Source organism: Enterobacter sp. 237C8 (genome assembly GCF_034106865.1).
Classification (GTDB): Bacteria; Pseudomonadota; Gammaproteobacteria; order Enterobacterales; family Enterobacteriaceae; genus Enterobacter; species Enterobacter asburiae_B.
Genome location: NZ_JAWNDF010000001.1, coordinates 1,827,339 through 1,840,249 on the forward strand (window position 1 = coordinate 1,827,339; position 12,911 = coordinate 1,840,249).

Genomic DNA, 12,911 nt, shown 5'->3' on the forward strand with positions numbered 1-12,911 from the left:
ATAGTGACGACTCGAGAACAATATGGCAGTCTTGCCGCCTGACGACGGAAAATAACGAGGAAACGTTTATGACAATTGTGCGCATTGATGCCGAAGCCCGCTGGTCTGATGTGGTGATCCATAACCAGACGCTGTACTACACCGGCGTACCGGCTAACCTGGATGCGGATGCGTTCGAGCAGACGGCTAACACCCTGGCGCAGATTGACGCGGTGCTGGAAAAACAGGGCAGCGACAAATCCCGCATTCTGGATGCGACGATTTTCCTGGCAAACAAAGATGATTTCGCGGCGATGAACAAAGCCTGGGATGCATGGGTGGTGGCGGGTCACGCGCCTGTACGCTGTACCGTACAGGCCACGCTGATGAAGCCGGAATATAAGGTAGAGATTAAGATTATCGCGGCGGTGTAAGCCCGATTACTCTTCTTCATCTTCATCTTCATCTTCGAATCGCGCCACGATCCGCTCGCCGGAATGACTGGCGCGAATCTCCTCGGCGACAACCGTAATCGCCTGTCCGCTGCTCATCCCCTGGGACATCAGTTCCTGAATTCGCTCAACCGCTTTCTGCTGCTGTTCATGGCTCAGAGAAGGTAAACCTGCAAACATCGTCAACTCCTGCTAAATTATTCGCGCTAATTATTTCACGCTGCCCGGTAGTATGCCACACATGAACATGCGCTTCCCCACTGTTATTACCTTGCCCTGGCGTGCAGACGCCGCTGAATTCTGGTTTGCCCGCCTGAGCCATCTTCCGTTTGCGATGCTGCTGCATTCCGGCCATGCGGACCATCCCTATAGCCGCTTCGACATTCTGGTGGCCGATCCGCTAAAGACGCTGACAACCGATGACCTGTCGTTAACGGACGATCCCCTGAAGCAGCTGCAGCAGGCCATTAACGCGCTGGACTTATCTGCCGCGCCGAACCCGGACCTCCCTTTCCAGGGCGGCGCACTGGGCCTGTTTGGGTACGATCTGGGTCGCCGTTTCGAAACGCTGCCGGAGCATGCGCAGGCTGATATTTCCCTGCCAGACATGGCCGTGGGGCTGTATGACTGGGCGTTAATTGTCGATCATCAGAAAAAAACGGTTTCACTGCTGAGCCATCACGACGTGCAGGCGCGTCTGGCGTGGCTTGAGGCGCAACGGCCTGCCCCGGCACAGACGTTTACGTTGACCTCTGGCTGGCGCTCAAATATGACCGCAGCGGAGTATGCCGAAAAATTCGCGCGCGTTCAGGCGTATCTGCAAAGCGGTGACTGCTATCAGGTTAACCTCGCCCAGCGCTTCCAGTCGACATACCGGGGAGATGAGTGGCAGGCGTTTACCCGTCTTAATGCCAGCAACAAGGCGCCGTTCAGTGCGTTTGTCCGTCTGGAACAGGGGGCCATACTCAGCCTGTCACCCGAGCGCTTTATCCATCTGGCCGAGGGTACGATTCAAACCCGTCCGATTAAAGGCACGTTACCGCGTCTTGCGGATCCCGATGCCGATCGCCAGCAGGCGGAAAAGCTCGCCGCCTCGCCGAAAGACCGCGCCGAGAACCTGATGATTGTCGATCTGATGCGTAACGACATTGGCCGCGTCGCCGAACCGGGCAGCGTGCGCGTGCCGGAACTGTTTGTCGTCGAGCCTTTCCCGGCGGTGCATCATCTGGTCAGTACCATTACCGCGCGTCTACCCGCCTCTCGCACCGCCTGCGATCTGCTCCGCGCCGCGTTTCCGGGCGGCTCCATCACCGGCGCGCCAAAGGTACGGGCGATGGAGATCATTGATGAGCTGGAGCCGCACCGCCGCAACGCCTGGTGCGGCAGCATCGGCTATATCAGCCTGTGCGGCACCATGGATACCAGCATTACCATTCGCACGCTGACGGCCTGCGGCGGAAACCTTTACTGCTCGGCCGGGGGCGGCATTGTTGCCGATAGCCAGGTCGACGCGGAATATCAGGAAACCTTTGATAAAGTTAACCGTATCCTGAAACAACTGGAGTAATCACGGGTGGAAAAAGAGAACCTGACGCTGGACAATTTTTTATCTCGCTTTCAGCTATTACGACCGCAGGTCAACCGCGAAGCGCTGAACCAGCGTCAGGCGGCCGTGCTGATCCCGGTCGTGCGTCGCGCGCAGCCGGGCCTGCTGCTCACCCAGCGTTCTCCCCATTTACGCAAGCACGCGGGTCAGGTCGCCTTTCCGGGTGGCGCAGTGGACAGCTCCGACGCCTCGCTGATTGCCGCCGCGCTGCGGGAAGCGCAGGAAGAGGTTGCCATTCCGCCGGAGGCCGTTGAGGTCATTGGCGTGCTGCCGCCCGTCGACAGCGTTACCGGTTTTCAGGTCACGCCGGTGGTCGGCATTATCCCGCCCGGCCTGCAGTATCACGCCAGCGTCGATGAAGTTTCAGCGGTGTTTGAAATGCCGCTCGAAGAGGCGCTCCGGCTCAGCCGCTATCATCCGCTCGATATCCATCGACGGGGGCATGACCATCGGGTCTGGTTGTCCTGGTATCAGCATTATTTTGTCTGGGGCATGACGGCGGGCATCATTCGTGAACTGGCGCTGCAAATCGGCCTGAAACCTTGACTATACTTTACATTCCACCCTTTTTCGCAGGTTTGCGATCCGCGTCGCGCTATTAGCAAAACCCATCGTTAACCATTAGTTTAATTCATGTGAATAGTTAAGCCGAGGTCGGTGTTCCCTCTTACACTATGCGCAGTTATAACATCGTTACTGGAACCCCGGTAACCCTGTCAGGAGTGTGAAAGTGATTAGTATATTCGACATGTTCAAAGTGGGAATTGGCCCTTCGTCTTCCCATACTGTTGGCCCGATGAAGGCCGGTAAACAGTTCGTCGATGATCTGGTCGAAAAAGGATTACTGGAAAGCGTTACCCGTGTCGCCGTGGATGTTTACGGCTCGCTGTCATTAACGGGTAAAGGCCACCACACCGATATCGCCATTATTATGGGTCTGGCAGGCAATATGCCGGATACCGTAGATATTGATGCCATCCCGGCATTCATCCGCGACGTGGAAACACGCGGCCGCCTGCTGCTGGCAAACGGTCAGCAGGAAGTCGATTTCCCGCAGGATGACGGCATGCGTTTCCGTAGCGACAACCTGCCGCTGCATGAAAACGGCATGACCATTCACGCTTACAGCAGTGAAAAAGAGATTTACAGCAAAACGTACTACTCCATCGGCGGTGGCTTCATCGTGGATGAAGAGCATTTTGGCAAAGACAGCGTCGGCGACGTCAGCGTACCTTACCCGTTCAAATCGGCTACAGAAATGCTGGGCTACTGCAAAGAGACCGGTCTTTCACTGTCCGGCATGGTGATGCAGAACGAACTGGCCCTGCACAGCAAAAAAGAGATTGAAGACTATTTTGCGAACGTCTGGCAAACCATGCGCGCCTGTATCGACCGCGGGATGAACACCGAAGGCGTTCTGCCGGGTCCACTGCGCGTACCGCGTCGTGCCTCTGCCCTGCGCCGTATGCTGGTGACCACGGACAAGTTCTCCAACGACCCGATGAACGTGGTCGACTGGGTAAACATGTTTGCCCTGGCGGTTAACGAAGAGAACGCCGCCGGTGGTCGCGTCGTGACGGCGCCAACCAACGGCGCCTGCGGTATCGTTCCGGCAGTGCTGGCGTATTACGATCACTTTATTGAGCCCGTGACGCCGGACATCTACATCCGCTATTTCCTGGCGGCAGGGGCCATCGGTGCGCTGTACAAAATGAACGCCTCCATCTCCGGTGCGGAAGTGGGCTGTCAGGGTGAAGTGGGCGTTGCCTGCTCCATGGCGGCGGCAGGTCTGGCAGAGCTGCTGGGCGCAAGCCCTGAGCAGGTTTGCGTGGCGGCGGAAATCGGTATGGAACATAACCTCGGTCTGACCTGTGACCCGGTCGCGGGCCAGGTGCAGGTGCCGTGCATCGAGCGTAACGCGATTGCCTCGGTGAAAGCCATCAACGCCTCACGTATGGCGATGCGCCGTACCAGCGAACCTCGCGTATCGCTGGATAAGGTGATTGAAACCATGTACGAAACCGGCAAGGACATGAACGCGAAATACCGCGAGACGTCCCGCGGTGGCCTGGCCATTAAGGTGCAGTGCGACTAATACTGCCTTTCGCCCATCTGCAACGGATGGGCGAATTTCCCTCTTCTTTCTCGTCTCCTTCTGCTTTCCCCACTACACTTTTACTGTTGCGTCCGGCTTTTGTGGCTGGTGGCTTATCAGGCGACCGTTCATGCAAACTGCACAAACGATCATTAAAAACTATCGCCGAAAACGCGTTATCGTCTGTGTCACGGTTGCGCTCCTCACGCTCATCCTGACGTTAGGCATTCGCTTCATTTCACAGCGCAATGTTAACCAACAGCGGATCCTCGATTTTACCAGCCACACCGTTCGCGCCCTTGATAACGTCCTGCTTTCTTTAGAGAACCGCCGCAGCGTGCTGCAGCCCCTGGTAGGGCAGCCCTGCCCGCAGGCGCACCTGGCGCTGCGAAAGCAGGCCGCCATTTTGCAGACGGTACGCTCCATCGCCCTGATTAACGAGGGTATCCTGTATTGCTCAAGTATTTTCGGGAGCCGCAATGTGCCCGTTCGCGACTTCCTGAAAGAATTACCCGCCAGCACGGCGAAGCTGATTTTATCGAGCGATCAGTGGCTGCTTAAGGGTAGCCCGATATTGATCCAGTGGTATCCCGTCTCACAGGACGGTGAAGCTGGCGTTATCGAAATCATCAATATCGATCTGATCGCCAAAATGATTCTCGAGCCCCAGCGCCCGCTCATCAATGACGTGGCGCTGACCGTAGGCGATCGCTTTTTGCGCTATGGACAACGCGTCAGCGACAGCCTGACGTTTGATGAGGAGGGCTCTCTTTTCCGGCAATCATCAACCCGAAATCCTTTCACCATTACGGTCAGCGGGCCAGGCCCTGGAGAGTTAGCCTTAAAAAGCCTGCCAGCCCAGCTGCCGCTGGGGGTGATGCTCAGCCTGCTGCTGGGCTATCTCGCCTGGCTGGCAACGGCAAACCGGATGAGCTTTACGTGGGAGATCGATATGGGCATTGCGGCGCGGGAATTTGAGCTTTTCTGCCAGCCGCTGGTGAATGCCCGTACCCAGGCGTGCACCGGCGTGGAGATCCTGCTGCGCTGGAATAACCCCCGTCAGGGTTGGATCACCCCGGAGGTGTTTATCCCTCTGGCAGAAGAACATAACCAGATTATCCCCCTGACCCGCTATGTCATCGCCGAAACGGTGCGCCAGATAGGCTACTTCCCTTCCAGCGCCGGTTTTCACATTGGGATTAACGTCGCCGCCAGCCATTTCCGTCATGCGGTGTTGATACAGGACCTGAACCGCCTCTGGTTCAGCGCCTGTCCGCGCCAGCAGCTGGTGATTGAACTCACGGAACGGGATGCGCTGCTGGATGCGGATTATCGCATCGTGCGCGAACTGCATCGCAAAGGGGTGAAGCTCGCCATCGACGATTTTGGTACCGGGAACAGCTCCCTCTCCTGGCTTGAAAAGCTTCACCCGGACGTGCTGAAAATCGACCAGTCGTTTACCACCGCCATCGGCACCGACGCCGTGAACTCGACGGTGACGGATATGATTATTGCGCTGGGACAGCGGCTGAATATTGAACTGGTGGCTGAAGGGGTCGAGACGGAGGAGCAGGCGCGCTACTTGCGCCGCCATGGCGTGCCTGTCCTGCAGGGTTTTTTCTATGCGCGGCCCATGCCGCTACGGGATTTTCCGAAGTGGCTGGCGGGAAGTTCATCCCCGCCAGCGCATCATAACGGGCACATCGTGCCCTTAATGCCGCTGCGCTAAGCCGGCTTACTCATCTTCGTCGTGGGCTGATTGTTCTTTAACAATACGAACCATATCAACGCGATAGTCGTTGGCTTCAACGATCGTAATGTGCAGCGGCGCCAGCTCGATCACATCGCCGACGCGCGGGATTTGCCCGTTAACCGCGATCACCAGACCGGCAACGGTCGCGATGTCTTCTTCATCGTTGATCACGTTTTCCAGCCCCAGCGTGTGCGAGAGCGCGTGCAGGTCGGTGGTACCTTTAACCAGCCAGCCTTCACCGTCGGCAACGATCTCTGGCGTTTCGTCGGCATCCGGGAATTCACCGGCAATCGCTTCCAGCACGTCCAGCGGCGTGACCAGCCCCTGCACCACGCCAAACTCGTTGGTGACGATAACAAAGCTACCGCGAGCGCGGCGCAGCACCCCGAGCAGGTTAATAGGATCCAGCGTTTCCGGCACGACAATCGCAGGCGACGCAGCGGCAACGGCTTCCACGTTCACGCCCTCTTCCAGGGCCACCAGCATCTCTTTCGCCCGCACGACGCCGATGATCTCATCCAGCTCTCCGCGACACACCGGGAACAGGCTGTGCGGAGAAGAGAGCAGCTGCTGGCGAATTTCATCGACGCTCAGGTTAGCATCAACCCAGCTGATCTCCCCGCGCGGCGTCATGATGCCGCGCAGCGAACGGGAGGCCAGGGAGAGCACGCCGTTAATCATGTAGCGCTCTTGTTCCACAAACGCCCCTTCCGGGACCGGAACCGGGTTATGGTTTTCGGAATCAGACTGGACGTTCACCTGACGACGACCGCCCATCAGGCGCAGAATCGCGTCTGCGGTACGGGCGCGCAGCGGCTGATTCGACTGCTGCTTAATAAAGTTACGGCGCGCAATCTGGTTGAACAGCTCGATCAGAATCGAGAAGCCAATCGCGGCGTACAGGTAGCCTTTCGGAATATGGAAGCCAAAACCTTCCGCCACCAGGCTCAGACCAATCATCAGCAGGAAGCTCAGACACAGCACGACCACCGTCGGATGCTGGTTGACGAAGCGCGTCAGCGGCTTCGAGGCCAGCAGCATGACCGCCATCGCAATGACAACAGCCGCCATCATTACCGGCAGATGATTCACCATGCCGACCGCCGTAATCACCGCATCCAGCGAGAAGACCGCATCAAGCACCACGATCTGCAGCACCACCACCCAGAAGCTGGCATAGCCTTTACCGTGCCCATCATCGTGCTGACGGTTTTCCAGCCGCTCGTGTAGCTCCGTCGTCGCTTTGAAAAGCAGGAATATCCCCCCGATCAGCATGATTAAATCACGCCCGGAGAAGGTGTAATCCATGACGGAGAACAGCGGTTTGGTCAGCGTGACCATCCAGGAGATGACGGAGAGCAGCCCCAGTCGCATAACCAGCGCCAGCGAGAGACCAATCAGACGCGCTTTATCACGCTGTTTTGGCGGCAGTTTGTCCGCAAGGATGGCGATAAACACCAGGTTATCAATGCCGAGAACAATCTCCAGCACCACCAGCGTGAGCAATCCCACCCAGATTGACGGGTCCATTAAGAATTCCATGACAAGCTCCTGCTAAAGGAATGACGAAACGGTGCCCCACTCAACGTGGGCAAAACAGAGGTAAACAGAGTCGATACGTGGCGAGGATCGCCGGTGAATAAGGCGCGAAATGGCCTGGTTGATGACTGACGTCGGTGACGGTCCATATAGTGGGCTGTAACCCTATACTCCTGAACGATTAAACGGAGGCTAAACATATCAGAGACACTGTGTTTTTAGCAAAGATTTACGTTCCTTTGCAAAGTTCTGTAACACAGCAGCTTTACGCTACAGATAAATCTGTAACGCGTGGCTAAATTACGGATCTTCATCACATAAATTATTTTTTCACTATCTAAAATAATTCGCGGAAGTCTTAGTTTTTTTGAACTCTAACCCTTATCTGAATCGATTCGGTTCGCCAATACGATTCTCAGTACGGCTGCCTGGCAGGCGTATTAATGATAATAAAAGGAGGTAGCAAGTGACCATTGCTATTGTCATAGGCACACATGGTTGGGCTGCTGAGCAGCTACTCAAAACGGCAGAGATGCTGTTGGGCGAGCAGGAAAACGTCGGCTGGATCGATTTCGTTCCCGGTGAAAACGCCGAGACGCTGATAGAGAAGTACAACGCTCAACTCGCGAAGCTGGATACCAGCAAAGGCGTGCTGTTTCTCGTCGATACATGGGGCGGCAGCCCGTTCAATGCCGCCAGCCGCATTGTCGTCGATAAAGAGCACTATGAAGTTGTCGCCGGGGTTAATATTCCCATGCTGGTGGAAACCTTCATGGCGCGCGACGACAATCCGGCGTTCGATGAGCTGGTGGCGCTGGCCGTTGAAACCGGTCGCGAAGGGGTAAAAGCCCTGAAAGCGCAGCCGGTTGAAAAACCTGCCCCTGCACCTGCAGCGGCACCAAAAGCGGCAGCACCGGCAAAACCGATGGGCCCGAACGATTACATGGTTATCGGCCTTGCGCGTATTGATGACCGCTTAATCCACGGCCAGGTCGCCACGCGCTGGACCAAAGAGACCAACGTTCGACGCATTATCGTGGTCAGCGACGAAGTTGCCGCCGATACCGTACGTAAAACCCTTCTGACTCAGGTTGCTCCTCCTGGCGTTACCGCGCACGTCGTGGATGTCGCCAAGATGATCCGCGTGTACAACAACCCAAAATATGCGGGCGAACGCGTAATGCTCCTGTTCACTAACCCGACAGACGTTGAGCGCATTGTTGAAGGCGGCGTGAAAATCACCTCCGTGAACATTGGTGGTATGGCATTCCGTCAGGGCAAAACGCAGGTCAACAACGCCATTTCAGTCGATGCGAAAGATATCGAGGCATTCAACAAGCTGAATGCGCGCGGTATTGAACTGGAAGCCCGTAAGGTTTCTACGGATCAAAAACTGAAAATGATGGATTTGATCGGCAAAGTTGGGAAATAAGCCCGCGCCGGTTCTCATATAAAGTTTATGTAATAGGAGAAGTGCAATGGAGATTACCACTCTTCAGATTGTGCTGGTGTTCGTCGTCGCATGTATTGCGGGTATGGAATCCGTACTTGATGAATTTCAGTTCCACCGCCCTCTGGTGGCCTGTACGCTGATTGGGGCCGTTCTGGGTGACATGAAAACCGGTATCATCATCGGTGGTACCCTGGAAATGATCGCCCTGGGCTGGATGAACATCGGCGCGGCGGTTGCGCCCGATGCGGCGCTGGCCTCTATCATTTCGACCGTTCTGGTTATTGCTGGTCACCAGAGTATTGGTGCCGGTATCGCCCTGGCGATCCCGCTGGCTGCAGCAGGCCAGGTTCTGACCATCATCGTTCGTACTATCACCGTTGCCTTCCAGCACGCGGCGGATAAGGCGGCCGAAAACGGCAACCTCACGGCACTGTCGTGGATCCACGTTTCATCCCTGTTCCTGCAGGCGATGCGTATCGCGATCCCGGCGGTTATCGTAGCGATCTCTGTTGGTACCAGTGAAGTGCAGAGCATGCTGAACGCCATTCCAGAAGTGGTCACCGGCGGTCTGAACATCGCGGGCGGCATGATCGTGGTCGTCGGTTATGCGATGGTCATCAACATGATGCGCGCAGGCTATCTGATGCCGTTCTTCTACCTCGGCTTCGTGACCGCTGCCTTCACCAACTTCAACCTGGTTGCACTGGGTGTGATTGGTGCGGTAATGGCGATTCTCTACATCCAGCTCAGCCCGAAATATAACCGCGTCGCGGGTGCCCCAGCGCAGGCTGCTGGTAACAACGATCTCGATAACGAACTGGACTAGCAGGTGAGCGAAATGGTTGATATGACAAAAACTACCACCGAGAAAAAACTCACTCCGGGTGATATTCGTGGCGTGTTCATCCGTTCTAACCTGTTTCAGGGTTCATGGAACTTCGAACGTATGCAGGCGCTGGGCTTCTGCTTCTCCATGGTGCCGGCGATCAAGCGCCTGTACCCGGAAAATAACGAAGCGCGCCGTCAGGCGATCAAGCGTCACCTGGAATTCTTTAACACCCATCCTTACGTAGCGGCTCCGGTTCTGGGCGTAACGCTGGCGATGGAAGAACAGCGTGCGAACGGCGCAGAGATTGACGATGGTGCTATCAACGGTATCAAAGTCGGCCTGATGGGTCCGCTGGCCGGTGTCGGTGACCCAATCTTCTGGGGTACCGTGCGTCCGGTCTTCGCGGCGCTGGGGGCCGGTATCGCGATGAGCGGCAGCCTGCTTGGCCCGCTGCTGTTCTTCATCCTGTTCAACGCCGTGCGCCTGCTGACCCGTTACTACGGTGTGGCCTACGGCTACCGTAAAGGGGTGGACATCGTTAAGGACATGGGCGGCGGCTTCCTGCAGAAACTGACTGAGGGGGCGTCAATCCTCGGTCTGTTTGTCATGGGGGCGCTGGTTAACAAGTGGACGCACGTGAACATCCCGCTGGTGGTATCGACCATCACCGGTCAGGATGGTCAGACCCGCGTCACCACCGTGCAGACGATTCTGGACCAGCTGATGCCTGGCCTGGTACCGCTGCTGTTGACCTTTGCCTGCATGTGGCTGCTGCGTAAGAAAGTAAACCCGCTGTGGATTATCGTTGGCTTCTTCGTCATCGGTATCGCGGGCTACGCTGTCGGCCTGCTGGGTCTGTAAGTTTCAATGCTATAGGCCGGGGGCTTGCCCCCGGTTTTTTTATCTGGAGGATGAATGACTGTCACGGACATCGTACTGGTTTTATTTATTGCTGCCCTTCTGGCTTACGCGATCTATGACGAATTCATCATGCCCCGCCGTCACGGCGAGACGCTGCTCTCCCTTCCCCTTCTGCGACGCGGGCGCGTAGATGCGTTTATCTTCGCGGGTCTCATCGTTATTCTTATTTACAATAACGTCACCAGTCATGGTGCAATATTAACCACATGGTTATTATGTGCGCTGGCATTAATGGCGGTTTATCTGTTCTGGATCCGCACGCCGAAAATCATTTTTAAATCCCGCGGATTTTTCTTCGCCAATGTGTGGATAGAATATAACCGTATTAAAGAGATGAATTTATCCGAAGACGGTGTGCTGGTGATGCAATTAGAACAACGCCGCCTGCTTATTCGGGTGAAGAATATTGACGATCTGGAAAAAATATACAATTTACTTCTTAAAACTCAATGAGTTAAATATATAGCAATGGCTATATTCTGTGTTTATCTTGCGCAAGAAATATAGCCTAAGCTATATCCTTTTCGTTAATTTGCTCTCTATTTTTTAACGATAATTTCACGCTTAAAGACAAATGAAAATCGTTATCAACAAGCATTTTAAATAATGCTTATCCATTGTTGTTTTATATTCTCAAAATATGTTAAGGTTGCGCCCGTCGTTGGGGAGTAGCCGATTTCCTGCTCGCAGGAAATGTACGTGTCAACATACTCGTTGAAAAACGTGGCGCGTACGGATCGCTGACAGCACATCTTATGTGCGGTGCGATCAGGCGAGACCATAGATACATCAACTGCTGTTTACTGGGGGCAGTGATGTGTCATATGGATATCCCCGGTCTGGACGCTGTTATGAATATCTCCGCTACGATCCTTCTCGCTTTTGGCATGTCCATGGACGCTTTTGCGGCTTCCATCGGAAAAGGCGCCACGCTCCACAAACCTAAGTTCTCAGAAGCCCTGCGTACCGGCCTCATTTTTGGCGCTATCGAAACGCTGACGCCGCTTATCGGTTGGGGACTTGGCATGCTCGCCAGCCAGTTCGTGCTGGAGTGGAACCACTGGATTGCCTTCGTACTGCTGGTGTTTCTCGGCGGCCGAATGGTGATTGAAGGTTTTCGCGGCGGTGATGATGAAGACGAAGAGCCGCAGCACCGCCACGGGTTCTGGCTGCTGGTCACCACGGCGATTGCCACCAGCCTTGATGCAATGGCCGTCGGCGTCGGTCTGGCATTCCTGCAGGTCAATATTATCGCCACCGCGCTGGCCATCGGCTGCGCAACGCTGATTATGTCCACGCTGGGCATGATGGTTGGACGGTTTATCGGCCCGCTGCTGGGTAAACGCGCCGAGATCCTGGGAGGAATTGTGCTGATTGGCATTGGTGCCCAGATCCTCTGGGCACACTTCGCCGGTTAATCTTCTCGCTGCCAGACGTGGATACTGAAATCCGTCTGGCAGTTAAATATTGATTGTACAGCTAACGCTTCCCACACTTCCGGTTTTGCCCGCCACGCGAACGGCGTCATCTGCAGCAGCGCGGTGGCCTCTTCGCCTTTCAGCGTCATTTCATACGCTACGGTTTGCTCCTGCTTCAGGGTAAAACCGGCCAGCTGTTCAGAATGAGGGGCATGCAGTCGCACTTCGTCGTAGATCAGCCCTTTCAGCTCCATCAGATGACGCGGGCCCGGCGTTACGGTGACTACCCATCCGCCCGGTTTCACCACGCGAGCCAGCTCTTCCGCCTTGCAGGGCGCGTAAATACGGATAACCGCATCCATGCTGGCATCGTCAAACGGCAGCCGGTGGCTGGATGCCACGCAGAACGTCACGTCAGCGTAACGCTTTGCCGCCGCGCGAATGGCAACTTTCGACACGTCCAGACCGAATGTCAACGCGCACTTCTCACGGGCGATCTGGGCAAAGCGTGCGGTGTAGTACCCTTCCCCGCAGCCGATATCGAGCATGGCGGTGGCTGAACCCGGCAGGATGTCATTCAGCATCTGCGCGACGGTCTCCCGCAGCGGCAGATAGTGCCCGGCATCCAGAAACGCACGACGCGCCTGCATCATCTCTGCACTGTCGCCTGGATCGCGGGAGCGCTTATGCTGCACCGGCAGAAGATTCACGTAGCCTTCTTTTGCCATATCAAACTGATGCCCCTGCGGACAGGTATAGCTTTTATCTGAGTGCGTCAGGGGGGCGTGGCAAAGGGGACAGCTGAAGGACATGGTGACTCCGGAGCATAATCAAAGGGCGAAGTGTACCGCTATTCGCCCTGGTTA

At 55.8% G+C, this 12,911-nt stretch carries 14 protein-coding genes; 10 read left to right on the top strand and 4 right to left on the bottom strand.

Translation table 11 applies throughout. The annotated features are described in order from the left end of the window. Positions 1-68: 68 nt before the first annotated feature. Entirely contained in the window at positions 69-413 is a 345-nt protein-coding gene (locus USF70_RS08835; protein ID WP_008500498.1) for a RidA family protein, read from the top strand. Positions 414-419: 6 nt separating this feature from the next. Here USF70_RS08835 and USF70_RS08840 read toward each other — a convergent pair whose 3' ends face one another. Beyond that, complete coding sequence (locus tag USF70_RS08840) at positions 420-611, bottom strand: YoaH family protein (RefSeq protein WP_320735548.1); 192 nt, start codon at positions 609-611, stop codon at positions 420-422. Positions 612-672: 61 nt separating this feature from the next. On the opposite strand from USF70_RS08840, the gene pabB reads away from it, so the two are divergent. From pabB to USF70_RS08860, 4 genes are all read left to right on the top strand, one after another. Continuing rightward, positions 673-1,998 (top strand): aminodeoxychorismate synthase component 1, encoded by a 1,326-nt coding sequence (gene pabB / locus USF70_RS08845; protein ID WP_320735603.1) that lies wholly within the window; start codon positions 673-675, stop codon positions 1,996-1,998. Between the two features lie 6 nt (positions 1,999-2,004). Next, the gene (locus USF70_RS08850) at positions 2,005-2,583 is read left to right on the top strand and encodes a CoA pyrophosphatase (RefSeq protein ID WP_048977605.1); all 579 of its coding nucleotides are present in this window, start codon (positions 2,005-2,007) and stop codon (positions 2,581-2,583) included. Positions 2,584-2,767: 184 nt separating this feature from the next. After that, entirely contained in the window at positions 2,768-4,132 is a 1,365-nt protein-coding gene (gene sdaA, locus USF70_RS08855) for an L-serine ammonia-lyase (protein ID WP_039263633.1), read from the top strand. A gap of 130 nt (positions 4,133-4,262) precedes the next feature. Beyond that, positions 4,263-5,861 carry an EAL domain-containing protein gene (locus USF70_RS08860; RefSeq protein WP_320735549.1) on the top strand — a complete coding sequence of 533 codons (1,599 nt, stop codon included), beginning with the start codon at positions 4,263-4,265 and terminating at the stop codon, positions 5,859-5,861. Between the two features lie 6 nt (positions 5,862-5,867). Here the strand turns inward: USF70_RS08860 and yoaE are convergent, their stop codons facing one another. Then, positions 5,868-7,427 carry a CNNM family cation transport protein YoaE gene (yoaE, locus tag USF70_RS08865; protein ID WP_033145827.1) on the bottom strand — a complete coding sequence of 520 codons (1,560 nt, stop codon included), beginning with the start codon at positions 7,425-7,427 and terminating at the stop codon, positions 5,868-5,870. Further along, on the bottom strand, positions 7,415-7,624 hold the full coding sequence (locus USF70_RS21745) for a protein YoaL (RefSeq protein ID WP_372584218.1): 210 nt from the start codon (positions 7,622-7,624) through the stop codon (positions 7,415-7,417). Before USF70_RS21745 ends, yoaE begins: the two co-directional genes overlap by 13 nt. Positions 7,625-7,890: 266 nt before the next feature. Between USF70_RS21745 and manX the strand changes: the two genes are divergently transcribed. The 5 genes from manX to mntP all read left to right on the top strand — a co-directional run bounded on the left by manX (position 7,891) and on the right by mntP (position 12,045). Next, positions 7,891-8,856, top strand: a complete 966-nt coding sequence (gene manX, locus USF70_RS08870; protein ID WP_032658500.1) for a PTS mannose transporter subunit IIAB — start codon at positions 7,891-7,893, stop codon at positions 8,854-8,856. Positions 8,857-8,902: 46 nt separating this feature from the next. Then, the gene (manY, locus tag USF70_RS08875; RefSeq protein WP_008500490.1) at positions 8,903-9,703 is read left to right on the top strand and encodes a PTS mannose transporter subunit IIC; all 801 of its coding nucleotides are present in this window, start codon (positions 8,903-8,905) and stop codon (positions 9,701-9,703) included. A 12-nt stretch (positions 9,704-9,715) separates the two neighbouring features. Beyond that, on the top strand, positions 9,716-10,567 hold the full coding sequence (locus USF70_RS08880) for a PTS mannose transporter subunit IID (protein ID WP_006810994.1): 852 nt from the start codon (positions 9,716-9,718) through the stop codon (positions 10,565-10,567). 54 nt (positions 10,568-10,621) lie between these two features. Next, positions 10,622-11,080, top strand: coding sequence for a DUF986 family protein (locus USF70_RS08885; protein ID WP_111964794.1), 459 nt, complete (start codon positions 10,622-10,624; stop codon positions 11,078-11,080). Positions 11,081-11,478: 398 nt separating this feature from the next. After that, a complete protein-coding gene (mntP, locus tag USF70_RS08890) occupies positions 11,479-12,045 on the top strand; it encodes a manganese efflux pump MntP (protein WP_029741998.1) in 567 nt (188 codons plus the stop codon). Here the strand turns inward: mntP and rlmA are convergent. Continuing rightward, positions 12,042-12,857 (bottom strand): 23S rRNA (guanine(745)-N(1))-methyltransferase, encoded by an 816-nt coding sequence (gene rlmA, locus USF70_RS08895; protein ID WP_320735550.1) that lies wholly within the window; start codon positions 12,855-12,857, stop codon positions 12,042-12,044. The two genes, mntP and rlmA, sit on opposite strands and share 4 nt — an antisense overlap. Positions 12,858-12,911: the final 54 nt, after the last annotated feature.

Coding starts and splice junctions, on each gene's coding strand:
- USF70_RS08835 (WP_008500498.1), top strand. CDS start 69: ATGACAATTGTGCGCATTGATGCCGAAGCCCGCTGGTCTGATGTGGTG.
- USF70_RS08840 (WP_320735548.1), bottom strand. CDS start 611: ATGTTTGCAGGTTTACCTTCTCTGAGCCATGAACAGCAGCAGAAAGCG.
- pabB (WP_320735603.1), top strand. CDS start 673: ATGAACATGCGCTTCCCCACTGTTATTACCTTGCCCTGGCGTGCAGAC.
- USF70_RS08860 (WP_320735549.1), top strand. CDS start 4,263: ATGCAAACTGCACAAACGATCATTAAAAACTATCGCCGAAAACGCGTT.
- yoaE (WP_033145827.1), bottom strand. CDS start 7,427: ATGGAATTCTTAATGGACCCGTCAATCTGGGTGGGATTGCTCACGCTG.
- USF70_RS21745 (WP_372584218.1), bottom strand. CDS start 7,624: ATGTTTAGCCTCCGTTTAATCGTTCAGGAGTATAGGGTTACAGCCCAC.
- manY (WP_008500490.1), top strand. CDS start 8,903: ATGGAGATTACCACTCTTCAGATTGTGCTGGTGTTCGTCGTCGCATGT.
- USF70_RS08880 (WP_006810994.1), top strand. CDS start 9,716: ATGGTTGATATGACAAAAACTACCACCGAGAAAAAACTCACTCCGGGT.
- USF70_RS08885 (WP_111964794.1), top strand. CDS start 10,622: ATGACTGTCACGGACATCGTACTGGTTTTATTTATTGCTGCCCTTCTG.
- mntP (WP_029741998.1), top strand. CDS start 11,479: ATGAATATCTCCGCTACGATCCTTCTCGCTTTTGGCATGTCCATGGAC.
- rlmA (WP_320735550.1), bottom strand. CDS start 12,857: ATGTCCTTCAGCTGTCCCCTTTGCCACGCCCCCCTGACGCACTCAGAT.